General features: G+C 70.1%; 18 protein-coding genes and 3 pseudogenes. 10 read left to right on the plus strand and 11 right to left on the minus strand.

Features of this window, described 5'->3' with window-relative positions; genetic code table 11:
• Nucleotides 1–17 precede the first annotated feature (17 nt).
• The 3 genes from IPK81_15860 to IPK81_15870 are packed head-to-tail and all read left to right on the plus strand — an operon-like array spanning nucleotide 18 to nucleotide 1,245.
• Entirely contained in the window at nucleotides 18–290 is a 273-nt protein-coding gene (locus tag IPK81_15860; protein QQS11071.1) for a hypothetical protein, read from the plus strand.
• Between the two features lie 33 nt (nucleotides 291–323).
• The gene (locus IPK81_15865; GenBank protein ID QQS11072.1) at nucleotides 324–779 is read left to right on the plus strand and encodes a hypothetical protein; all 456 of its coding nucleotides are present in this window, start codon (nucleotides 324–326) and stop codon (nucleotides 777–779) included.
• A gap of 1 nt (nucleotide 780) precedes the next feature.
• The gene (locus IPK81_15870; GenBank protein ID QQS11073.1) at nucleotides 781–1,245 is read left to right on the plus strand and encodes a lysozyme; all 465 of its coding nucleotides are present in this window, start codon (nucleotides 781–783) and stop codon (nucleotides 1,243–1,245) included.
• Nucleotides 1,246–1,255: 10 nt separating this feature from the next.
• Here IPK81_15870 and IPK81_15875 read toward each other — a convergent pair whose 3' ends face one another.
• A complete protein-coding gene (locus tag IPK81_15875; protein QQS11074.1) occupies nucleotides 1,256–2,368 on the minus strand; it encodes a GNAT family N-acetyltransferase in 1,113 nt (370 codons plus the stop codon).
• Nucleotides 2,369–2,610: 242 nt separating this feature from the next.
• Between IPK81_15875 and IPK81_15880 the strand changes: the two are divergent.
• The 4 genes and pseudogenes from IPK81_15880 (at nucleotide 2,611) to IPK81_15895 (ending at nucleotide 6,423) form a co-directional block, all read left to right on the plus strand.
• A pseudogene (locus tag IPK81_15880) lies at nucleotides 2,611–3,453 on the plus strand (MoxR family ATPase).
• A 75-nt stretch (nucleotides 3,454–3,528) separates the two neighbouring features.
• Nucleotides 3,529–4,712: pseudogene (locus IPK81_15885) on the plus strand (VWA domain-containing protein).
• 111 nt (nucleotides 4,713–4,823) lie between these two features.
• A complete protein-coding gene (locus IPK81_15890; protein ID QQS11075.1) occupies nucleotides 4,824–5,285 on the plus strand; it encodes a DUF559 domain-containing protein in 462 nt (153 codons plus the stop codon).
• A 186-nt stretch (nucleotides 5,286–5,471) separates the two neighbouring features.
• A pseudogene (locus tag IPK81_15895) lies at nucleotides 5,472–6,423 on the plus strand (transposase).
• 168 nt (nucleotides 6,424–6,591) lie between these two features.
• On the opposite strand, the gene IPK81_15900 reads toward IPK81_15895, so the two are convergent.
• The 7 genes from IPK81_15900 to IPK81_15930 all read right to left on the minus strand — a co-directional run bounded on the left by IPK81_15900 (nucleotide 6,592) and on the right by IPK81_15930 (nucleotide 14,140).
• Complete coding sequence (locus IPK81_15900; protein QQS15144.1) at nucleotides 6,592–7,395, minus strand: aspartate dehydrogenase; 804 nt, start codon at nucleotides 7,393–7,395, stop codon at nucleotides 6,592–6,594.
• Between the two features lie 25 nt (nucleotides 7,396–7,420).
• Complete coding sequence (locus IPK81_15905) at nucleotides 7,421–8,584, minus strand: acyl-CoA/acyl-ACP dehydrogenase (GenBank protein QQS11076.1); 1,164 nt, start codon at nucleotides 8,582–8,584, stop codon at nucleotides 7,421–7,423.
• A gap of 122 nt (nucleotides 8,585–8,706) precedes the next feature.
• The gene (locus IPK81_15910) at nucleotides 8,707–9,633 is read right to left on the minus strand and encodes an NAD(P)-dependent oxidoreductase (protein QQS11077.1); all 927 of its coding nucleotides are present in this window, start codon (nucleotides 9,631–9,633) and stop codon (nucleotides 8,707–8,709) included.
• A gap of 28 nt (nucleotides 9,634–9,661) precedes the next feature.
• A complete protein-coding gene (locus IPK81_15915) occupies nucleotides 9,662–9,988 on the minus strand; it encodes a carboxymuconolactone decarboxylase family protein (protein ID QQS11078.1) in 327 nt (108 codons plus the stop codon).
• 83 nt (nucleotides 9,989–10,071) lie between these two features.
• Nucleotides 10,072–10,938 carry an isocitrate lyase/PEP mutase family protein gene (locus IPK81_15920; GenBank protein QQS11079.1) on the minus strand — a complete coding sequence of 289 codons (867 nt, stop codon included), beginning with the start codon at nucleotides 10,936–10,938 and terminating at the stop codon, nucleotides 10,072–10,074.
• Nucleotides 10,939–10,978: 40 nt separating this feature from the next.
• Nucleotides 10,979–13,093, minus strand: a complete 2,115-nt coding sequence (locus IPK81_15925) for an enoyl-CoA hydratase/isomerase family protein (GenBank protein QQS11080.1) — start codon at nucleotides 13,091–13,093, stop codon at nucleotides 10,979–10,981.
• Between the two features lie 27 nt (nucleotides 13,094–13,120).
• A complete protein-coding gene (locus IPK81_15930; protein ID QQS11081.1) occupies nucleotides 13,121–14,140 on the minus strand; it encodes a D-2-hydroxyacid dehydrogenase in 1,020 nt (339 codons plus the stop codon).
• 501 nt (nucleotides 14,141–14,641) lie between these two features.
• Here IPK81_15930 and IPK81_15935 point away from each other — a divergent pair.
• Both IPK81_15935 and IPK81_15940 read left to right on the plus strand, forming a co-directional pair.
• Nucleotides 14,642–16,006 carry a GMC family oxidoreductase N-terminal domain-containing protein gene (locus IPK81_15935; GenBank protein ID QQS11082.1) on the plus strand — a complete coding sequence of 455 codons (1,365 nt, stop codon included), beginning with the start codon at nucleotides 14,642–14,644 and terminating at the stop codon, nucleotides 16,004–16,006.
• Between the two features lie 77 nt (nucleotides 16,007–16,083).
• Nucleotides 16,084–17,847: an NAD(P)/FAD-dependent oxidoreductase gene (locus IPK81_15940; GenBank protein ID QQS11083.1), complete on the plus strand. Its 1,764-nt coding sequence runs from the start codon at nucleotides 16,084–16,086 to the stop codon at nucleotides 17,845–17,847.
• 18 nt (nucleotides 17,848–17,865) lie between these two features.
• On the opposite strand, the gene IPK81_15945 is transcribed toward IPK81_15940, so the two are convergent.
• The 3 genes from IPK81_15945 to IPK81_15955 form a co-directional block, all read right to left on the minus strand.
• Nucleotides 17,866–18,975, minus strand: a complete 1,110-nt coding sequence (locus IPK81_15945; protein QQS15145.1) for a phospholipase — start codon at nucleotides 18,973–18,975, stop codon at nucleotides 17,866–17,868.
• Between the two features lie 127 nt (nucleotides 18,976–19,102).
• The gene (locus IPK81_15950; GenBank protein ID QQS15146.1) at nucleotides 19,103–19,552 is read right to left on the minus strand and encodes a nuclear transport factor 2 family protein; all 450 of its coding nucleotides are present in this window, start codon (nucleotides 19,550–19,552) and stop codon (nucleotides 19,103–19,105) included.
• Nucleotides 19,553–19,658: 106 nt separating this feature from the next.
• Nucleotides 19,659–20,810 carry an MFS transporter gene (locus tag IPK81_15955; GenBank protein ID QQS11084.1) on the minus strand — a complete coding sequence of 384 codons (1,152 nt, stop codon included), beginning with the start codon at nucleotides 20,808–20,810 and terminating at the stop codon, nucleotides 19,659–19,661.
• Nucleotides 20,811–21,035: 225 nt separating this feature from the next.
• On the opposite strand from IPK81_15955, the gene IPK81_15960 reads away from it, so the two are divergent.
• The gene (locus IPK81_15960; GenBank protein ID QQS11085.1) at nucleotides 21,036–22,103 is read left to right on the plus strand and encodes an amidohydrolase; all 1,068 of its coding nucleotides are present in this window, start codon (nucleotides 21,036–21,038) and stop codon (nucleotides 22,101–22,103) included.
• The last annotated feature ends 12 nt before the right edge of the window (nucleotides 22,104–22,115 follow it).

Genomic DNA, 22,115 nt, shown 5'->3' on the forward strand with positions numbered 1-22,115 from the left:
GCCCCATGGAGGTTCCGATGAACACGTCCCCCGAGAGGCCGGGCGACGGCGGCGTCGACGCGCGCCTGCTCGAGGACGCCGCCGAGATCGGCGCGCGTCGCGCGCTGGCGGCGGTCGGTCTGCACGACGCCGACGCGTCGAAGGACGTCCACGAGCTGCGCGCGCTGCTGGCGGATTGGCGCAGCGTGAAGACCGGCGTGCTGGCGGCGCTGGGCAAGGCCTTCGCCATGGCGATCCTCGGCGCGCTGGCCGTGGCCGTCGGCTGGAAGTGGATCCCGCGGGCCGATTGAGGCCTCCCGTCACCGTGGAAGGAGCGTCGCGATATGATCACGCTGTTCGGTGCGCTGCTGGGCTTCCTGGCGCCGTTGCTGCCGGAGGTCTTCAAGCTGCTGACCGCGCGCGCCGACCGGGCGCACGAGGTCGCGATGGCCCGGATGCAGATGGACCTGGTGATGGCGGGGCACCACACCCGCATGGCCGAGATCGGCGCGATGGCCGACATGGCCGGCGACCAGACGGCGTTCGCGGCCTCGCTGCGGCGTAGCGGCGTGCGCTGGATCGACGGCGCCAACGGGCTGGTGCGGCCGGCGCTGACCTTCTGCTTCTTCGTGCTCTACGCCGCCGTGAAGGCGGCGCAGTTCGCCACGATCGCCGAGACCGCCGGGATGGCGGCGACGGTGATGGAGCTGTGGGGCGACGAGGACCGCGCCATCTGGGCGGCCATCGTCTGCTTCTGGTTCGGCCAGCGCTCGTTCAACCGCTCGATGGGGCGGGCGTGAGATGCGGCCGGCCGGCGTCGCCTATCCGCTCGGCGCGCGCGGACTGGCCCTGGTCAAGGCGTTCGAGGGGCTGCGCCTGACCGCCTACCGCTGCCCGGCCGGCGTCTGGACGGTCGGCTACGGCTCGACCGGCCCGCATGTCGCGCCGGGAACGACGGTGACCGCGCCCGAGGCCGAGGCGCTGCTGCTGCTCGACCTCCAGCGCTTCCAATCCGCCGTGGCGCGGCTCGTCCGCGTGCCGCTGACCGAGGGCCAGTACGACGCGTTGGTGTCGTTCACGTTCAACCTCGGCGAGGGCGCGCTCCAGGCGAGCACGCTGCGCGCGATGTTGAACAGGGGCGAGTACGTTGCGGCCGCCGACCAGTTCGGGCGCTGGGTGCTTGCTGGGGGCGTCAAGCTACCCGGTCTCGTCCGCCGGCGGGCGGCAGAGCGCGCCTTGTTTTGTACGGACGACGCTCATCGGTAGTTCAGAGTGTCTAGCCGCCAGAACCTTCGGTAAACGCCCGCGAGATGTACCAGTCGCGTACTGGCGGCACTTGCCTGCGGCCGCCTACCGACGAAAGAAGCATTGCAATCATCGGATTGCCCTGGCGCACCGTAATCCATCCCAAGCGCCTAGCGGCAGATTTCAGCGCTCGGTCAAAGGCGTGATCAGTGACGCCCGCCCAGCCACGGATCGCTGACGAACCGTTGGCCCTCGCCCTGGTCATGACTTCCTTCAATAGCGAAGTGATAATCTGGGATGCCGTGATCGGTGAATCCTCAGCGTCAGCGACAAACGCATCAAGAAGGGCCGTGACGCCCTCGGCAGTTGGGCCAACGCACACGTATCCCACAGGAACATCGCCGGCGTACGCGGCAACGAACTCCGATTGAACGAACGGATTTCGGAAGAAACGCCACTCCAAGTATTCTCTTGATCGGTGAATGGTTGTGCCGCCCCAGCGTGCAATAAATCGATGGCTCAAGGCGTCCGCCCAATCCGGCGCGCGCTCCTCCGTTCGCAGGCTGATCCGGGTTGGCGGCCGATAGCTTGATTCAGCAATGCGCGAGGCTGTGGCCATTCCAAGTGACGCAATACGCTCCGCGACTGATCGGACGCGCCCGGCGGCCGGTTGCGGCCGAAGCCTCATTGCAGCCGCGGCATCAAGTGCGCAAATGACCTGTGCCGTGGTTGTCGGGACTTGAAACCCGAGTCTCTCGAATGCAGTGCGCGCTGGCGTGAAGCCCCATATGGCGCCGATATCGTGGTCGCGTGCGTACGCTAGCAATGGCTCATAGAGGCGACCGAATAGATCCTTCCCACGCATCGACGGCGCTACAAGCGTTTCCTCGGACTTTGCAGTGGGCCGGACGCCCAGGGCGTCGAGGAAGTCGATCACAATGAGAGCCTGCGTCCCGACGACCTCGCCGTCCAGCTCGGCGATCGCGAACGGCAAGTTGCCCGTTGGACCCTGCGCACGACCAAATTCCCAAGTCCATTGGTCCAATGTGCGGCGCGTCCCGTACGCTGCGTTGTAGAAGGCGTTGCAGCGAGGACCGTCTGCGATGGTTGCTAGGCGAATCGCAATGTTGTCGCTTGGCTGCATGCCAACGCGCTCCGATATGACGGCGTTCGCTGTTTGATCGATAGCCTGTTGGCGCATCATGCCCGAATTTGATCGCCGTAGGCCAATCTGAACCCTCACGGGGTTCGTGTCCGCTTGCAGGATCCCTCCGTCGTCTTCCATTGTTCCGCATGGCGGCTATGTCTTCCGGGGGCGCGCTTGATCGGGCCCGGTCCGGCCCGTAGTTTCGGGCGTTGCACTGGATTCGAGGGCCCGAGGAAGAGATGAAGTTCACCGGAACGGAAAACTACGTCGCCAGCGACGATCTGCGCGTGGCCGTCAACGCCGCGATCGCCCTGCAGCGGCCGCTGCTCATCAAGGGCGAGCCGGGCACCGGCAAGACCGTCCTCGCGCACGAGGTCGCCAAGGCGCTGGGCGCGCCGCTGATCGAGTGGCACATCAAGTCGACCACCAAGGCGCAGCAGGGCCTCTACGAGTACGACGCCGTCACCCGCCTGCGCGACAGCCAGCTCGGCGACGAGCGGGTCAACGACATCGCCAACTACATCAAGCGCGGCAAGCTCTGGGACGCCTTCACCGCCGGCCGCCCCGGTGCTGCTGATCGACGAGATCGACAAGGCCGACATCGAGTTCCCCAACGACCTGCTGCAGGAACTCGACCGCATGGAGTTCTTCGTCTACGAGACCGGCGAGACCATCAAGGCGCACCAGCGCCCGATCGTGATGATCACCTCGAACAACGAGAAGGAGCTGCCGGACGCCTTCCTGCGCCGCTGCTTCTTCCACTACATCCGCTTCCCCGACCGGGAGACGATGCGGAGATCATCGACGTCCACTACCCCGACATCCAGCGCAACCTCGTGCGCGAGGCGATGACCGTCTTCTACGACATCCGCGAGGTGCCCGGCCTCAAGAAGAAGCCGTCGACCTCCGAGCTGCTCGACTGGCTGAAGCTGCTGATGGTCGAGGACATCCCGCCGGACGCGCTGCGCAGCAAGGACTCCTCGAAGCTGATCCCGCCGCTGCACGGCGCCCTGCTCAAGAACGAGCAGGACGTCCACCTGTTCGAGCGCCTCGCCTTCATGGCGCGCCGCGAGAAGAACTGAGTATCCCTCCCCCTCAGGCGCCCGGTAAGCCGAGTGGGGAGGGGGCGAAGCGACGCGCGGGCCGAGGAGCCAGCCATGTTCGTGAACTTCTTCCTCGAGCTGAAGCAGGCCAAGGTGCCGGTCTCCATCAAGGAGTACCTGTTCCTGATGGAGGCGATGGACAAGCGCATCGCCGACTACAGCGTCGACGACTTCTACTACCTGAGCCGCTCGATCCTGGTGAAGGACGAGCGCAACATCGACAAGTTCGACAAGGTGTTCGGCCACGTCTTCAAGGGCCTCGAGCCGGCGCCCGGCGAGGCCGCGCCGGCCGAGATCCCCGAGGAGTGGCTGCGCAAGCTGGCCGAGAAGCTGCTGACCGACGAGGAGAAGGCGCAGATCGAGGCGCTGGGCGGCTGGGAGAAGCTGATGGAGACGCTGAAGAAGCGTCTCGAGGAGCAGAAGAAGCGCCACCAGGGCGGCAGCAAGTGGATCGGCACCGCCGGCACCTCGCCGTTCGGCGCCTACGGCTTCAACCCCGAGGGCGTGCGCATCGGCCAGGACAAGAACCGCGAGGGCCGCGCCGTCAAGGTGTGGGACAAGCGCGAGTACAAGAACCTCGACGACTCCGTCGAGCTGGGCACGCGCAACATCAAGATCGCGCTGCGCCGGCTGCGCAAGTTCACCCGCGAGGGCGCCGAGACCGAGTTCGACCTCGCCGACACGATCCGCCGCACCGCGCGCAACGCCGGCTTCCTCGACATCGTCATGGTCCCGGAGCGGCGCAACAAGATCAAGCTGCTGGTGCTGTTCGACATCGGCGGCTCGATGGACTGGCACATCAAGCTGGCTGCGAGGAGCTGTTCTCGGCGGCGCGGACCGAGTTCAAGCACCTCGAGTTCTTCTACTTCCACAACTGCCTGTACGAGAAGGTGTGGAAGGACAACCGGCGCCGGCACACGGACTTCATCCCGACCCAGCAGCTGATGCACACCTACGCCTCGGACTACAAGGTGGTCTTCGTCGGCGACGGCTCGATGAGCCCGTACGAGATCGCCTACCCCGGCGGCAGCGTCGAGCACTGGAACGAGGAGGCCGGCCAGGTCTGGATGCAGCGCATGACCGACCTGTACGGCGCCGCGGTGTGGCTCAACCCGGTGCCCGAGCGGCACTGGCAGTACACGCCCTCGATCCAGCTGCTGAAGCAGCTCATGAGCGACCGCATGTACCCGCTGACGCTCGACGGCATCGACAAGGCCATGCGCGAGCTGAACCGGTAGCGCCTTCCTTCCCCCGCGCGCGGCCGCCCCGCGCACGATCCGTTCCTTCTCCCGCTCGCGGGAGAAGGCGCCCCGAAGGGGCGGATGAGGGGCCAAGGACGGGATCCCTCCATGGACGACCAGCGCCGCCCCGCCGCTCCGGTGCCCGCCCGCGCGCTGCGGCGATCTCGCGAGCTCCGCCGCGACACGACCGACGCCGAGCGCGCGATGTGGCGCGCGCTGCGCGGCCGGCGCTTCGAAGGCGCCAGGTTCACGCGGCGATACGCGGTCGGCCCGTACATCGTCGATTTCACCTGCCGGCGCGCGTCGCTGGTCGTCGAGATCGACGGCGTTCAGCACGCGGAGGACGGCGCCGCCACGGCCGACGCGGCGCGCACGGCGTATCTCGAACGGAACGGCCACCGCGTGCCGCGGTTCTGGAACGCCGACGTGCTGGCGAATCTGGACGGGGTGCCGACTGTGCTCGGCTCGGCGCGGCGCTACGCGATGCTGGCGAGACGCCGCGTCCTTAGCCCCTCACCCTCCCATCGCTACGCGATGGGCCCCTTGCGTAAGCGCGAGCGGTTAGGATGAGGGCGTTCCGCGAGGAATGCCCAGGGCCGGGTGGCCACCCGGCCCTGGGCGGTTCGACCGTCGGATCGTTGGTCCCGGGAATCGTGACGGATCGCGAGGGAGCCGGATCGCGGACGAACCACTTCATCGAGGCCCGGATGGTTGCCCGAACAACCTCGGTTCGCACGCAAGGCAGGGACGACGAAGATGGCCGAACATAGCACGCCTGTCGCCGGCATCGACACCGGCAAGACTGGCTCGACATCGCGCTGTGGCCGGACGGCGCCACATGGCGGGGTGCCCAACACCGCCGAGGGCCACCGCGCGCTGCGCGAACGGCTGGCCGGCCTCGGCGTCCGGCGCGCCGGCATCGAGGCGTCGGGCGGCTACGAGAGGGCGGTGGCGGCGGCGCTGCGCGGAGCCGGCGTCGAGGTCGCCGTCCTGCAGCCCGGCCAGGTCCGCGCCTTCGCCGCCTACAAGCTGCGCCGGGCCAAGAACGACCGGATCGACGCCGCCCTGATCGCCGGGTGCGCCGCCGGTCTCGCCGGCGTGCGCGCCGCGCCCGATCCGAGGATGGCGCCCCTCGCCGGAGCATCTTCTCTTCATCGAGCAGATCGAGGACGACCTGCGCCAGACCCGCTGCCGCCTCGAGCGCTTCGCCGCCCGGCGCCTGCGCGCCGGCCTCGAGCGCGACGTCCAGCGCCTCGAGCGCCGCCGCGACGCCGAGCTGGCGCTGCTGCTCAAGACCGTCCGCGCCGAGGCCGACCTCGCCCGCCGCCTCGACCTCGTCGCCAGCGTCGACGGCGTCGGCATCCGCACCGCGCTGACCCTGGTCGTGCTCATGCCCGAGCTCGGCGCGCTGTCGCGCGAGCAGGCCGCCGCGCTCGCCGGCCTCGCCCCGTTCGACCGCGACTCCGGCACCCTGCGCGGCGAGCGACACATCGCCGGCGGACGCGGCCGCGTGCGCAAGGCCCTGTTCAACGCCGCCCTGCCGGCCGCCTTCAGGTGGAACGACAACCTCGTGCCGGTCTACAAGACGCTCGTCGCCAAGGGCAAACCTCACAAGAAGGCCCTCGTCGCCTGCGCCCGCAAGCTCGTCATCTTCGTCAACGCCGTCCTCGCCAGAGGCACCCCGTGGACCAAGCAGATCCCGGTTTGATTAATGGTTGCTCCCTCCCCCGCGTGGCGGGAGAGGGGTATGTCGCATCTCATGCTCCCTCTCACGCCACACGGGCGACGGGGCATGAAACGCGGGACGCCTTCATGCTCCCTCTCCCGCCGGGCGGGAGAGGGCTGGAGTGAGGGGCTTCGCGGGAGCGGCGGGAATTCAGGTGCCGACGCGGAGCGGGGAGGTCATGCCGCGCAGGCAGGCGATGACGCTGAGCGCGGTGATGCGGCCGGTCTTGGGGTTCTCGGCGCTGGGCACATTCTCGATGCGCAGGGTGAGGCGGGCGCTGTCGGCCTCGACCTCGATGACGTGGATGTTGCGGTCGACGGCGGGGTCGGCCCAGATCTCCAGCGACGTGCGGTCGGGACCGATGCCGGCCAGACCCAGCGCGGCGGCGACGTTGACGTTGGCGGGGAAGCCCCTGGCGCCCTCGCTCGCCGTGCCGGTGAAGACGCGCGTCGCCTGCTTCAGACCAACCAGCGAAATGCCGCGCTCGACCAGGTAGGGGGCGCCCTCGAGTCCGTCCGGCGGCTTCCGCGTGATCATCGTGACACGGTCGATGCGGCCCTCGGCGGCGGCGCGCACGGCGTCGAGCCCCAGCAGCGCGCCGGTCGGCACGATGATCCGCCCGCCGGTCGCCTTGGCGCGCTCGACCAGATCGAGGTTGCGCAGCAGGGCGCCGGCGTTGACGCTCATCAGGATCCTGCCGGCGTCGACGGTGGCACGCGCCAGCGCCGCGAACGCCGCCGAGGGCGCGCAGTCGACGACGATGTCGGCACGCGCCGGCAGGTCGGCGGCCGACGCGACGACTTCCGGGCGCGTCGCGAGGCGGGCGGCCTGCGCCGCCGTCTTCGCCGCGTCGCGGCCGGCGACGGCGGCCAGCGCCAGCCCGTCGATCCCGGCGTCGAGCGCCGTGGCGACCTTCCAGCCGATGGCGCCGAGGCCGGCGACTGCGACGCGCAGGGGCGGCCGCGCGGTCACGGCCGGCTCAACGCGCCGCGCCGAGGACGCGGCGCGCGATGACCATGCGGTGCACCTCCGACGGGCCCTCGTAGACGCGCATCGTGCGCAGCTTCTGCGCCATGAGGTGCAGCGGCAGCTCCTTGGTCACGCCCATGGCGCCGAACGACTGCATGGCGTGGTCGACGACCTCCGTCGCCATCTCGGTGGCGAAGACCTTGATCATCGACGCCTCGGTGCGCACGTCGCGGCCGTCGTCCTGCTTGGCGGCGGCGTCCATCACCATCAGGCGGCAGGCGTGGATCTTCATGGCGGCGTCGGCGATCCACCACTGGATCGCCTGCCGGTCGGCCAGCTTGGCGCCGAAGGTCGTGCGCTGCTTGACGTGGGAGCACATCATGTCGAGCGCGCGCCGCGCCATGCCGACGCACCACGCGCCCATCTGCAGGCGCCGCACGGTGAGGCGCAGCTGCATCGGCGCGAAGCCGTCGCCGACGCGGCCCAGCACCTGGCCGGCGTCGACCTTGCAGTCCTCGAACACCACCTCGTAGGTGCGCTGGCCGCCCAGCATCGGGATCTCGCGGGCGACGATGAAGCCGGGCGTGTCCTTCTCGACGATGAAGGCGGTGATGCCGCCGTGGCGGTTCTCCGTGCCCGTGCGCGCCATGACGATGGTGAAGTCGGCCGACGGCACGCGGCTGATCCAGATCTTGCGGCCGTTGATGACCCAGGTCGAGCCCTCCTGGACCGCGCGCGTGGTCATCCCGGCGGGATCGCCGCCGGCGCCCGGCTCGGAGATCGCGATGGCGGATTTCGCCACCCCCGCGGCGTAGGGCTCGAGGTACTTCTTGCGCTGCACCGGGTCGGCCACCGCCAGCAGCATGTGCATGTTGGGCGAGTCCGGCGGGAAGGTGAACGGCACCACGGTGCGGCCGATCTCCTCGTTGACCGCCATCAGCGCCACGGCCGGCAGGTTGGCGCCGCCCAGCTCCTCCGGCGCGTCCAGCGCCCACAGGCCGAGCGCGCGGCACTTCGCCAGCAGCGGCGCCTCCTCGGCGTCGGTCAGCGAGATCTTCTGGCCGGCGATGTCGCGGGCCAGCACGGCGGCCTCCAGCGGCATCAGCTCGTTGTCGACGAATTTGGCGACGGTGTCCCGCAGCATGCGGAACTCCTCGGACAGCTCGACGGTCATCGTCCCTCCCGCGCGCCCGGCCGGCGGGCGGGTTCCCCCGCGGCGCGTTCGACATCGTCACTACCGCGCGGCCGGCGGGGTGAACAGGGCGCCTCCGCGCAACGCCGGGCCGCGGCGCCGTCCTAGCCGCGCTCGACGGCGGCCTTGAGCTTCGCGGCGTCGACCTTGATGCGCACGCCGGCGCGCTCCTGCTGCAGCACCATGGCGCAGCGCGAATCGCGGTCGGCCCAGCCGCGGTTCATCGCCTCCGTCATCTCCTCCAGCGCCAGGTTCGACAGCCGCATCGGCACGCCGAGTTCGCGGCCGAGCTGGGTCGCCAGCGAGACGTCCTTGTGCGCCAGCCGCAATGCGAAGGCCGGCGGCTCGTAGACGTCGGGCAGGAACTGGTCGATCAGCCCGTCGAAGGTGCGGCGGCGGCCCAGCGCGCCCTGGCGCACCGCCTCGAACAGCGCCAGCGGCTCGACGCCACCCTTGACGCCCATGGTGAAGACCTCGGCCAGCGCCGTCTGCAGCGCGTAGCCGGCGCAGTTGTGCGCCAGCTTCGCCACCGAGCCGGCGCCGATCGGCCCGACGTAGCGCGCCTGGTCGCCGATCGCGTCGAGCAACGCCTTGTGGCGGTCGTAGACCGCCTCGTCGCCGCCGACCCAGAGCGATAGCTTGCCGCTGGCCGCGCCCCTGGGCCCGCCGCTGACGGGCGCGTCGAGCAGATGCGCGCCGCGCTCGAGGAACAGCGCGTGCAGCTTGCGCACGGTGGCCGGCGCGTTGGTGGTGAGGTCGAAGAGCGCGTTGCCGGCGCGCACGCCCGCCAGCAACCCGTCGTCGCCCGTCGACACCGCCTCGACCTCCTTCGGCCCCGGCAGGGAGGCGAATACCACGTCGGCCGCCTCGGCGACCGCCCGTGGCGTCGCCGCCCAGACCGCGCCCTTGGCGATCAGCGCGCCGGCCGCCTGGCGCGTCAGGTCGTGGACCACCAGCTCGTGGCCGGCCTTCTGGAGGTTGGCGGCCATGCCCGCGCCCATGGTCCCGAGGCCGATGAATCCCACCCGCATGTCGCTCTCCTTCGCGCGGCGCCGCCGCCTACGGATTCTGCTCGAAGACTTCCTTGGCGACGCGCGCGGCCGTCATCGCCGTCGGCCATCCGGAGTAGAACGCGAGGTGCGTGATCAGCTCGACCAGCTCCTCCTTCTTCACGCCGTTGGCCAGCGCGCGCTGGAGGTGGCCGCGCAGCTGGTCGGTGCGGCACAGCGCCACCAGGGTCGCCACGACGATCAGGCTGCGGTCGCGCTTGCTGAGGCCGGGGCGCTCCCAGATGTCGCCGAACACGACCTTCTCTGTGAGGTCGATCAGCTTCGGGAACGTGTCGCGGACGGCCTCGCGGGCGGCGTTGGACGGTTGCTGGGCCACTGTCTTCCTCCTCGCGCGGCGGATCCGGGTGCCGCCGTCGTGTCGATGCTATCCCGATTCTCGCCGTGCCGCGCGCGCCGCCCCTAGGCCGGCTTCTCCGTCGTGCGGCGCTCGATCTCGATCAGCTTCGCCAGATCGATGCTCTCGTGCTGCTCCTTCTGAAGCCGGCCCCAGTCCTCCACCGGCCGCGACCGGATCGCGAATCCATCGGCCAGCTCGGCGTAGGTCCGTTTCATGGCCTCGTAGGCGGCCAGCAGCGGCGTCGCCGGGTCGATCAGCAGCCGGAAGCCGTGCTGGTGGAGCTCCGCCGGCGTCATGTCGAGCGAGGCCAGGCCGCCCGGCCGCAGGATGTTGACCAGCGGCGGCTCCAGCCGCTCGCCGACGTAGCGCACGACCTCCTGCGTGTAGGGGATCAGCAGAAGCGAATCGGCGCCGGCGGCGCGGTAGGCCTCGCAGCGCCGGATCGCGTCGTCGACGTTGGACGAGCGGATGGCGATGGTCCGGGCGATGATGTGCGTGTCGGGATTGCGCCGCGCGCGTACCGCCTCCTTGATCTTCTCGACCATGAACTCCATCGGCACCATGTGGTCGATGCCGATGTGGTGGTGCGCCCGCTTCGGCAGGATCTGGTCCTCGATCTCGATCGCGGCGAAGCCGGCGGCCTCGGTCATGCCCATGGTGCGGTGCATGTGCATGGGATCGCCCCAGCCGGCGGCGGCGTCGAAGATCAGCGGCAGGCTCGACACCGTGCGGATCTCGAGCGCCGTCTGCGCCATCTCCGTGAGCGTGAGGTTGGCCTCGAGGTGGACCTTGAGGTAGCCGGTGGCGCCGCCGCCGAGGTAGAGCGCCTTGAATCCGGCTTTCTCCGCCATCCGGGCCATCATCGGATCGAGCACCAGCGGCGCCAGCACTGGCGCCGGGCCGCGCATCATCTCCGTCAGGTTCGCCATCGTTCCGGTCCCTCGTCGGTGTGAGCGTCGCCGTCCGCGGTCAGCGCATCGACGGCGCCTTGGCGTCGCGCAACGCGCCACCGCTCTCGGCGATCTCGCGAAGCAGCGCCGAGGGACGCCAGCGGCCGCCGTAGCGCTGGTGCCACGCCGCCACCTGGTTGTAGATCTCGCGCGCGCCGACGCCGTCCGCCCAGAACATCAGGCCACCGCGGTAGCGCGGGAAGCCGAAGCCGTTGAGCCACATCACGTCGATGTCGCTGGCGCGCAACGCCTTGCCCTCCTCGATGATCTTGCACGCCTCGTTGACCGACGAGAACAGCAGGCGGTGCAGGATCTCCTCGTCCGTGAAGGCGCGGCGCTGGACGCCCAGCGCCCCGGTGACCTCCTTGATGATCCGGTGGGTCTCCGGATCGACGCGCGGCGTGCGGTCGCCTTTCTCGTAGCGGTACCAGCCGGCGCCGGTCTTCTGTCCCTTGCGGCCCAGTTCGACCAGACGGTCGGCGATTGGAAGGCCGCGGTAGGCCGGATCGGCGGCGGCGCGGCGCTTGCGCGTCTGGTAGCTGACGTCGAGGCCGGACATGTCGTTGACCGCGAACGGGCCGACAGGATAGCCGAAATCGACCATCACCTTGTCGACCTGCTCCGGCAGGGCGCCTTCCTCGACCATCCAGCCCTGTTCCTGGTTGAAGGTGACGCGGCTGCGATTGGCGGCGAAGCCGTCGCAGTTCCCCGCCCAGGCGCTGACCTTGCCGATGGCGCGGCCGAGCTTCATCGCCGCGGCCATGGTCGCGGGCGCGGTCCTCGAACCTTCGACCACCTCCAGCAGCCGCATCACGTTGGCGGGCACGAAGAAATGCGCGCCCGCTACGGCCTCCGGCCGCGAGGTGACGGAGGCGATCTCGTCGATGTCCAGCGCCGAGGTGTTGGTCAGCATCAGCGCGCCGGGCTTCATCACCGCGTCGAGCTTCGCGAACACCTCCTTTTTGACCGGCATCTGCTCGAACACCGCCTCGATCACGACGTCGCATCCCGCGATGTCGGCGTAGCCGGTGACCGGCTCGATCAGCGCCAGCCGCCGGTCCATCTCCGCCTGGGCGAGGCTGCCGCGCGCGACGCTGGTGGCGTAGTTGGCGCGGATGCGGTCCATGCCGCGTTCCAGCACCTCCGCCGACGCGTCCAGCAGCTTAACCGGCAGACCATGGTCGGCGAAGCTCATGGCGATGCCGCCGCCCATCGTGCCGGCGCCGACCACCGCCGCCGCGCGCAGGTCGGGTGCGCGGGCGGCGTCCGAAAGACCGGGGATGCGGGCGACCTCGCGCTCGGCGAAGAAGGCGTAACGCAACGCCTTCGCCTCGTCGGCGTTCTCCAGCTCGTCGAACAGCCGTCGTTCGGTGCGGATGCCCTCTTCGAACGGCTGGGCGCACGCGGCCTCGACGGCGGCGATGCAGTTGAACGGCGCCTTCTGGTTGCTGGCCTTGCGCGCGATCGACTTGCGCATCGCCTCGAACATCCCTGGATCGGCCTTGGCCTCCGCCAGCCTGTCGTCGAGGTCGCGGACTCGGCGCAGCGGGCGCTTGTCGGCCACTGAACGCGCGAAAGCGATGGCCTCGGCGCGCAGATCCTCGCCGTCGACCACGGCGTCGATTATCCCCAGCTTCAACGCCTCCGGCGCCGGCACGTGGCGGCCGGACACGATCAGCTCCATCGCCGCCTTCGGGCCGACCAGCCGCGGCAACCGTTGCGTGCCGCCGCCACCGGGCAGGATGCCGATCAGCACCTCCGGTAGACCGACCTTCGCCGTCGGCGTGGCGATCCGGTAGTGGCACGCCAGCGCGTTCTCCAAGCCGCCGCCCAGCGCGAAGCCGTGGATCGCGGCGACCACCGGCTTGGCGCTGCCGTCGAGGGCGTCGTAGGTGCGGCGCGCCATCGGCGGCCGCGGCTTGCCGAAGCGGCGGATATCGGCGCCGGCGATGAAGCTGCGCCCGGCGCCGATCAGCACGAGCGCCTTCACCGCGGGATCGTTCTGCGCGGCGTCGACGGCGGCGACGATTCCCTCGGCCACGCCCGGCCCCAGCGCGTTGACCGGCGGGTAGTCGACGGTGACGACGCCGACGCCGTTCTCGACGTCGAATCTCACGACCTGCGCTTCCGTCATCCTTTTCCTCCCGAGCCGCGGCGTCCGTCACGCCAGATCGTCGATGTCGTTCCGCAACGCCTGGCCCGCGCGCCATCGCGCGAGATTGTCGAGGAAGATATCGAAGATCGCCTCGTTCTGTCCCAGCGAGTGGCTGGCGGTGTGCGGCGAGACGATCACGTTGGGCATGTCCCAGAGCGGTGACGCGGGGTCCAGCGGCTCGCGCTCGAAGACGTCGAGATAGGCACCGGCGAGCTTTCCGGACGCCAGCGCGGCGACGATGTCCCGTTCCACCGCCACTTCGCCGCGCGCGACGTTCACCAGGCAGGCGCCGTCGCGCATCGCCGCGAACGTGCGGGCGTCGGCGATTCCGCGGGTGAGCGGCGACAGGGGGCAGCTCAGGATCAGCCAGTCGGCGCCCGGCAGGGACTCGCGCAAACGCTCGTAGGTGATCGTCGCGTCGCAAGGCGGCACCGGAGCCGCGACGCGGCGGACGCCGACAACCGTCATGCCGAGGACCTTCAGCAGCGTCGCGACGTTGCGGCCGATCGGACCCAGCCCGACGACCACGGCGCGCTGTCCCGCGAGATCACGCGGCGCGTTGGCGCCGAGGCGCTGCTCCCAGGCGTGCCGGCGCTGGGCGTCGGCCAGCGCCGGGAAGCGGCGGTTGAGCGCGATCACCGCGCCGAGGACACTGTGCGCGACCGTCACCGCCGTGGCGCCCGACCCCGTTGTGATCTTGACGCCACGCGCGCGCATGTCGCCGTAGATCGCCCGGTCTGCGCCGGCGGCGTGGATCTGGAACCATCTCAATCGAGGTGAACGGCGTACGACGTCGATGAAGGCGGCGAGCTCGGGCGTATGCGCGTCCTTGGTCGACCGGCCCGTGACCTCGCGGGTGATGAAGGCGATGTCGGCGTCGCAGGGACCGGCATCGGCCGCCGCGGCCTCGGCGGTCACGAACGCAAGTTCGGGCGCGGCCTCGGCGATGCGCGCGCCCCATGTCCGCAGCGCGTGCGCGGACAGCAGCAGCTGCAGCTTGTGTGGCGGCGGAGTCGGATCGCTCATGGGCGTGTGGCGGACGCGGGATGCTCGATGCCGGTGGCGCGTGCCTGCGATGCGTCGTCCACCGCGGTCGACCCGCAGCCTTCCATGCGTCCGGCGCGAATGCTAGCGTTTTTGGACGGTGGCCGCGCGGCGCGGGACGCCGTGGAGGGATGCGGTTTTGTCATACGACTACATCATCGTCGGCGGCGGCTCGGCCGGCTCCGTGATGGCCAACCGGCTGTCGGCGCGCGGCGCGAACAAAGTGCTGGTGTGCGAGGCCGGGCAGGACACGCCGCCGGGCGCGGAGCCGCCGGAGATTCTCGACAGCTACTCCGGGACCGCCTACATCGACCCGCGCTTCCACTGGACCGACCTGAAGGTCACCACGCAGGTGGTCTCGCACAACAATCCGCACGAGGTCCGTCCGCCGCTGCGCAAATACGTGCAGGCGCGCGTCCTGGGCGGCGGTTCGTCGATCAACGGCCAGATGGCGAACCGCGGCGCGCCCACCGACTACGCCGAATGGGAGGCGCGCGGCGCCGCGGCTGGAACTGGGACGGCGTGCTGCCGTACTTCAAGAAGATCGAACGCGACGAGGATTTCGACGGGCCGTACCACGGCAAGGACGGCCACATCCCGGTGCGCCGCATCTTCCAGGACAAGTGGACCGGCCACGCGCGCGCCGTCGCCAAGGCGTGCGAGGAGGCGGGCTATCCCTACCTCCCGGACCAGAACGGCGAGTTCGTGGACGGCCATTTCCCGATCACGATCTCGAACAGCGGGGAGCGGCGCGTGTCGGCGGCGATGGGCTACCTCAACGCCGACGTGCGCAAGCGGCCCAACCTGACGATCTCGACCGACACGCAGGTGGCGGCGCTGCTGTTCGAGGGCACGGCGTGCGTCGGCGTGCGCGCCATCGTCGCCGGCAAGGAGGTCGAGTTCCGCGGGCGCGAGATCATCCTCTCGTGCGGCGCGATCCATAGTCCGGCGCATCTCATGCGCGCGGGCATCGGCCCGGTCGGCCAACTGCACGACCTCGGTATTCCCGTCGTGGCGGCGCTGCCCGGCGTCGGCCAGCGGCTGATGGACCATCCGTCGATCGCCCTTGCGTCCTTCCTGCGGCCCGACGCGCGCGTCGAGAACGCGGTGACGCGGCGCCACCTGCTTGTCGGGCTGCGGTATTCCTCGGGCATGGAGGGGATTCCGAAGGGCGACATGTTCGTCGCCATGGTCGGCAAATCGGCGTGGCACGCCATCGGCGAGCAGATCGCCTCGTTCCTGATCTTCATCAACAAGACCTATTCCGAGACCGGCCAGGTGAAGCTGGCCTCGCGCGATTGGCGCGCCGAGCCGGTGGTCGAGTTCAACCTCCTGTCGGACAAGCGCGACCTCGATCGGCTGATGTCGGGCTTCCGCAAGATGGCGGCGCTACAGGAGAGCGCGCCGATGCGCGCGGTGGCCAGCGATCCGTTCCCCGCCAGCTACGGCGACCGTGTGAAGCAGGTCGGCGCCATCACGTTGAAGAACAAGGTGCTCACCGCCGTCGGCGCGAAGCTGCTCGACGGTCCGGCGGCGCTGCGCCGTCACATCATCGAGAAGTACGTGCTCGACGGCTTCTCCTACGAGCAGGTGATGAACGACGACGACGCGCTGGAGTCGTTCGTGAAGAAGGCCGCCGTGGGCGTCTGGCACGCCTCCTGCACCTGCCGGATGGGACGCGCCGACGATCCGATGGCGGTCACGGACAATTCCGGGCGCGTGCGCGGCGTGCAGGGGTTGCGGGTGGTCGACGCCTCGCTGTTCCCCGTCGTGCCCTGCGCCAACACCAACTTCCCGACGTTCATGACGGCGGAGAAGATCGCCGACGCGGTCCTCGCCGGTCATTGATGCGCCGCGGACTTCCGCAGGCGCCTGAAGGCCTCTAACCTCCGCTGCGTTTCGCCAGACAATCGGGAAATCCGACGATGAACGCTCCCGCCGATCTCGCCGTCGCCGCGCGCCAGACCGCCGTCGACTGGCTCGCCACCTTCGAGCGTGCGCTCGCCGCCGGCGACGCGGCTGCGCTCGCTGCGATGTTCGCGGGCGAGGCGCACTGGCGCGACGTGCTCGCGTTCACGTGGCGGCTCCAGACGACGAGCGGCGGCGGCGCGATCGCGGCCGCGTTGCTTCCGACACTCGGGAGCGTCAAGCCGGCGGGGTTCCACCTTCCCGAGGGTCGTTCGTCACCGCGCCGCGTGCGTCGTGCGGGCATCGATTGCGTCGAGGTGGTGTTCGCCTTCACGACCGCCAGCGGGCAGGCCAACGGCGCGTTGCGGCTGGTGCGCGACGCCGGCGCCGGCCCGTGGCGCGCCTGGGTGCTGCTCACGACGCTGGAGACGCTGCACGGCCATCCCGATCCGAGATGGCACGCGATGGGCGACGCCGACGCGCTGCCGCGCGATTTCGGTGGCGAGACATGGCTCGACCGGCGCCGCCGCGCGCGCGCCTACGACGACCGCGATCCAACGGTGCTGGTGGTGGGTGGCGGACAGGCCGGCCTCGCGATCGCCGCGCGGCTCGGGCATCTCGGTGTCGACACGCTGATCGTCGAGCGCAATCAGCGCATCGGCGACAACTGGCGCCGGCGCTACCGCTCGTTGACGTTGCACAACGAGACGCATGTCAACCACATGCCGTACATGCCGTTCCCGCCGACCTGGCCGGTGTTCATTCCCAAGGACAAGCTGGCGAACTGGCTCGAATCGTACGCCGAGAACCTCGAGCTGAACTGCTGGACCGGGACGGAGCTGGTGCGCGGGTCCTACGACGCGACCGCCGGACGATGGGGTATCACGCTGCGCCGCGACGGGGTGGAGCGCGCGATGCGGCCCCGGCATATCGTGTTCGCCACAGGCGTCAGCGCGACGCCGGTGTGGCCGCATGTGCCGGGCCTCGATGCTTTCGCGGGCAGGGTGGTCCATTCCGGCGACTACACCGACGGCGCGGAATGGAAGGGCCGCAAGACGATCGTGCTGGGCACCGGCACCAGCGGCCACGACGTCGCGCAGGACCTCCAAGCCGCCGGCGCCGACGTGACAATCGTGCAGCGCAGCCCGACCTACGTCGTGAGCCTGCGCGAGGCGCAGAAGGTCTACTCGATGTATTCGGAGGGCCTGCCGTTCGAGGATTGCGATCTGCTGGCGGCGGCGACGCCCTACGACGTGCTGAAGCGTTCCTACCAGTTGTCGACCGCCGAGATGCGCGCCAACGACGCGCCGCTGCTGGCCGGGCTGGAACGGCGTGGGTTCAAACTGACATACGGCGAGGACGATACCGGCTTCCAGATGATGTATCTGCGCCGCGGCGGCGGGTACTACTTCAACGTCGGCTGCTCCGGGTTGATCGCCGACGGCAAGGTACGTCTGTTGCAGTACGACTCCATCGACCGCTTCGAACGCGGCGGCGCGCGGTTGAAGGATGGCACGGAGCTGCCGGCCGAACTGCTCGTGGTCGCCACCGGCTACGAGAACCAGCAGGAGATGGCGCGGCGCCATCTCGGCGAGGATGTCGCCGAGCGCATCGGTCCGGTGTGGGGCTTCGACGACGGCGGCGAGCTGCGCAACATGTGGCGGCGCACGGCGCAGCCGGGACTGTGGTTCACCGCCGGCAGCCTGGCGCAGTGCCGCATCTACTCGCGCTACCTCGCGCTGCAGATCAAGGCGGTCGAGGATGGACTCCTGCCGGCCTGACCGGCGCGTCGCGTGTTCCTACGCGCCTGCGGTCGCGAGGAACCAGTCCAAAATCCCGGCGTTGGCGTCGCGCGGGTAGGTGTGGGCGAGATCCTCGATCTCGCGGTGGACGACGAGGGCGCCCTCCCCCTCCAAGGCATCACGCGCGTCGCGGGCCATCTCCGCTGGGAACATCCAGTCGCGCGCGCCGTGGACGATGTGGATCGGCAGGCCGCGCACGCGGCCGGCGTCGGCGAACGCCGTCAGCATCGGATGGAAGCTGGCCGCCACCGGCGCCAGATGCGTGAAGCGGCATCCCGCGCGCAGGCCGAGGACGTAGGTGAACGTGCCGCCGTCGCTCATGCCCGTCAGAAGCGCCCGCTTCGAGTCGATGTTCCAGTGGCCGGCGACGTGGTCGACCATGCGGTCGATGTTGGGGCCGTCTACTTCCGGCTCCATCAGGGACCAGGTCGAACCGATCGCGGTCGGGGCGAGGACGACGAGGCCGCGCGAGCGCGCCTCGCGCACCCAGCTCCAGAGGAACGCTCCGCCGTTGCCGCTGCCGCCATGCATCGCGACGACCAGCGGCCAGGCGCGCGCGGCGTCGTAGTATTCCGGCACGTAGAGCGAGAACACGCCGCGCGCGCCGGCGGGGCCACCGAGATGCACCACGCCGACCTCGTCGCGCGTCGCGTCGGCGGCGGCGAGCCGGTCCGCCAGCGCGGAGTCGCTACGCGCTGCGGGCTCGAGGAAGAAATGGCTGACGGGTTTCAGATGCGCCGACATCGGATAGAGCGCCTCGGCGGCGCGGGCGTAGGCCCGCAACGCCCGGTACGCGGCCGGAAGCGGCTGCGGCGAGTCGCCGGCCGCGCGGAGGCCCGCGACCCCGTCTGCCACGGCCTCGGCGGCGTTCTCGAGACATTCGCGCACCGGACCGAGGCGTTCCGGCCACGCCAACGATCGCGACGTCGCGAGGGCTGCGGCGAGGCCGTCGTCGCGGCCGGCTAACGCATCGACCAGCCGCGACAGCGTGTCTGGCGCGAGATGGCGTGCCGCGAATTCCAGCGCGTGCAGCGCGCGCAACGTCGCCGGCACCAGCCGGGCGATCGCGTCCACAGCCGATTTGTTGTCCGTGCTCAAAGCGGCCATCCCCTCGAAGGCGGCGGACGCCATGAGAACGCCGCACGGGCGGCGGCGCAACCCCGGTGCCGCGTCCGCACGACGGAGTCACGCGCCACGGCCACCGACGGCGCGGCGCCTCGTGTCGCGTGGTGCGCTAGATACGGTAGGCCTGCCGCGCGAGAAGCTTCCAGTCCGCGCCCTGCTTCTGCCAGACCATCAGGATGCCGATCTTGATCGCGGTGGTCTTGCCGTCGCTCAGCGTCTCGCCCGTGAGCACGTGGCGCGCGATGGCGTTGTTGCCCACGACCTTGACGGTGGCGTCCGATAGCGTGATGAAATTCCACGTCGTCTTGCCGCTGGTCGAGGCGGCGATGAACTCGGCTTTGGTCTCGAGCCGCCCGGCGGAATGGCCGTAGCTCATCTGATCGGCGCACAGCGCTTCGAACTTCGCCTTGTCGGCCTTCAGCATCGCGTTCCGGAACGCCTCGACGGCGGCGGCGACCGCGGCGTCGTCACCGGCCTGCGCCAGCGCCGCGCGTCCGGAGCCCGTGGCGATCACGGCCAGCGCGCCCGCGCCGGCGAGTGTCAGATGACGTCGGATCATGTTCATCGGCGTTTTCCTTCCCTGCGTCGATCTGCGTCGACGCCGGAGCCTAAACCCGTTCGATAGGAACGGAAAACCGTCGTTTCGGCGTTCCGTCCGTCCGCGCTCACGCGGCCCGACGCCGGACGAGGCCATGGACGCCGACCGCGAGGACCGGCAGCGCGCCGATCAGGAAGCCGACGCGGTAGCCGCCGGTCAACGCCAGCGCCGCGCTGAAGATCAGCGGCAGGAGGAGCGAGCCGGCGTCGCCGAAGGCCAGAACGACGCCGGTTGTGGCGCCGATGCGTCCGCTGGGCGACAGGCGGGCGACCTCGGCCAGCAGCACTCCGTGCCAACTCACCGCGGTGGCGCTGAACACGGCGGCGACCACGATGATCAGCCAGGTCGGCCATCCCTGGTCGAGCGCCGCCGTGAGCGCCGCCGCGCCGGACATCGTCAATCCCAGCGCCGAGAGCAGCGTATGCGGCCGCACGAAGCGCGAGGCCACCCAGCCCCAGCCGATGCGGGCCGGCACGGCGACGGCGATGGCGATCGCGAAGGCGAGGCCGGCCGTCGCGAGGTCGCGGCTGAGACCCTGGACGAGGTAGAGGACGAAGAAGCCGGTGAAGAGCGCCTGGAGCCCGACGAACGCGAACATGGTGAAGCACAACAGGCGGAGCGCCGGCACCTGGATCACCGAGCGGATGTTGCTGCGCATGTCGGCCGGCGACAGCGACTGCGCTGGGTTCCGGTCGGTATCGAAGCCGGCGCGCAGCGGCTGCAGCGCCAGCGCGGTCGCCACGCAGATCGCGGCGATGCACAGCATCGCGGCCTGCCAGCCGACCGCGTCGACCAGCGCCGGCGCCGTGACGCCGGCCAGCATCAGGCCGGCGGGCACCCCGGTCTGCTTCAGCGAGAAGATCAGCGGCGCAAGCCGCGGCGGCGAGAAGCGACCGAGGAGATGGGAACTGGACGGCGTCGACACCGCCTGGCCGAGACCGGCCGCGAACGCGCCCGGCACGAACGCCACCAGCGCGCCGGTGGCGCTCACCGCCAGGCCACCGCCGAGGAACAGCATGCCGATCTGGGTCATCCGCAGCGCGCCGTAGCGCAGGATGAATCCGCCGCAGCCGAGCGTCGACAGGAAGGCCGACGCCGACGACAGGCTCAGGAACACGCCGACCAGCGCGGGGCTGATACCCAGGTCGGCGACGATGGCGGGCGCGATGAGGGGGACGACCGACCGTCCAAGGGTCGCGAATGTCTGTTGGGCGAGCATCGCGGCGAGCGCGATCTGAAGCTGCGAAATCGGTCCGCTCCCTGGGGCGCCATCGGATTCCGGCCCGCGGTCGACGACCGCCGGCGCATGACGCGCGCCACGCGACGGTACGGCGGAAGGGACGGTCGCCGCAACGCCGGCGCGGGTGGGGTCTGCCTTGCCGGATGTCCGTGGCGGGTGTTCAGTGGCGCGCGTTACGCGACCATGACCCGATAGAGGATCGACATGCACGCCACGGGCGACCATTTCCACGGCCATCCTGCCGGCGTCGCGTTCATCGGTTGCGGACCCGCCGCTGAGCCGGGCGCGCCCGCGCCTTCACCGAGGCATCGCCGCCGCGAGGTCGTCGTCGGCGGCCGGCGCGTGAGGACGGTGGACATCCACGCCCACTGCGCCGTGCCGGAGGCGATGGCGCTGATGGGCCTGCGGGTGGCGCCGCACGCGCTGCTGATGTCCGACACGGCGGACCGCCTGCGGTCGATGGACGAGCAGGGCATCGACGTCGAGGCGCTCAGCATCAACCCCTACTGGTACGGCGCGGACCGCGATGTCGGCGCGGCGTTGATCGCGCTGCAGAACGACAAACTCGCGGAGATCTGCTCCCTCGAGCCGGAACGGTTCACGGCCTTCGCGAGCGTGGCGCTGCAGCATCCCGACCTCGCGGTCGAGCAACTTGAGCACGCCGTCCGGAAGCTCGGCCTACGCGGCGTGGCGGTCGGCGGCAGCGTCGAGGGCGAGGAACTGGCGTCGCCGCGGTTCCATCCGTTCTGGGCGAAGGCGGAGGCGCTCGGCGCGCTGGTGTTCATCCATCCGCAGGGCACAAGGGAGCTCGAGCCGAGCGGCCGGCTCGGCGGCAACGGCCTGCTGACCAACACGATCGGCAATCCACTGGAGACCACGATCGCGCTGTCGCATCTGATTTTCGAGGGCACGCTCGACCGATATCCGGCGTTGAAGATCTGTGCCGCCCACGGCGGCGGGTATCTCCCGTCCTACGCGGCGCGCTCCGACGCCGTGTGTTCGACTTTTCCCGATCGCGTCGGGCCGACGCCGATGAAGAAGCCGACGGAGTACCTCAAGCAGCTCTACTTCGATTCCATCGTCTTCACGCCGGAGGCGCTGCGCCATCTCATCGCCGAGACCGGGGCGGGCCAGATCGTGATGGGCACGGACTATCCGTTCCCGTGGACGAGCACGTCGGTCGACCACATCCTCGCCACGCCGGGATTGAGCGACGCCGAGCGCGCCGCCATTCTCGGCGGCACGGCGGCGAGGTTGCTCGGGATCGAGTAGGCGACCGGTCCC

It is taken from the genome of Rhodospirillales bacterium, from assembly GCA_016699855.1.
In the GTDB taxonomy this organism is placed as follows: domain Bacteria; phylum Pseudomonadota; class Alphaproteobacteria; order Reyranellales; family Reyranellaceae.

Excerpts from the sequence above, each read along its gene's own strand:
- IPK81_15860 (QQS11071.1), top strand. The coding sequence starts at position 18 with ATGAACACGTCCCCCGAGAGGCCGGGCGACGGCGGCGTCGACGCGCGC.
- IPK81_15865 (QQS11072.1), top strand. The coding sequence starts at position 324 with ATGATCACGCTGTTCGGTGCGCTGCTGGGCTTCCTGGCGCCGTTGCTG.
- IPK81_15870 (QQS11073.1), top strand. The coding sequence starts at position 781 with ATGCGGCCGGCCGGCGTCGCCTATCCGCTCGGCGCGCGCGGACTGGCC.
- IPK81_15875 (QQS11074.1), bottom strand. The coding sequence starts at position 2,368 with ATGCAGCCAAGCGACAACATTGCGATTCGCCTAGCAACCATCGCAGAC.
- IPK81_15890 (QQS11075.1), top strand. The coding sequence starts at position 4,824 with ATGGACGACCAGCGCCGCCCCGCCGCTCCGGTGCCCGCCCGCGCGCTG.
- IPK81_15905 (QQS11076.1), bottom strand. The coding sequence starts at position 8,584 with ATGACCGTCGAGCTGTCCGAGGAGTTCCGCATGCTGCGGGACACCGTC.
- IPK81_15910 (QQS11077.1), bottom strand. The coding sequence starts at position 9,633 with ATGCGGGTGGGATTCATCGGCCTCGGGACCATGGGCGCGGGCATGGCC.
- IPK81_15920 (QQS11079.1), bottom strand. The coding sequence starts at position 10,938 with ATGGCGAACCTGACGGAGATGATGCGCGGCCCGGCGCCAGTGCTGGCG.
- IPK81_15925 (QQS11080.1), bottom strand. The coding sequence starts at position 13,093 with ATGACGGAAGCGCAGGTCGTGAGATTCGACGTCGAGAACGGCGTCGGC.
- IPK81_15930 (QQS11081.1), bottom strand. The coding sequence starts at position 14,140 with ATGAGCGATCCGACTCCGCCGCCACACAAGCTGCAGCTGCTGCTGTCC.
- IPK81_15935 (QQS11082.1), top strand. The coding sequence starts at position 14,642 with ATGGGAGGCGCGCGGCGCCGCGGCTGGAACTGGGACGGCGTGCTGCCG.
- IPK81_15940 (QQS11083.1), top strand. The coding sequence starts at position 16,084 with ATGAACGCTCCCGCCGATCTCGCCGTCGCCGCGCGCCAGACCGCCGTC.
- IPK81_15945 (QQS15145.1), bottom strand. The coding sequence starts at position 18,975 with ATGGCCGCTTTGAGCACGGACAACAAATCGGCTGTGGACGCGATCGCC.
- IPK81_15950 (QQS15146.1), bottom strand. The coding sequence starts at position 19,552 with ATGATCCGACGTCATCTGACACTCGCCGGCGCGGGCGCGCTGGCCGTG.
- IPK81_15955 (QQS11084.1), bottom strand. The coding sequence starts at position 20,810 with ATGCTCGCCCAACAGACATTCGCGACCCTTGGACGGTCGGTCGTCCCC.
- IPK81_15960 (QQS11085.1), top strand. The coding sequence starts at position 21,036 with ATGCACGCCACGGGCGACCATTTCCACGGCCATCCTGCCGGCGTCGCG.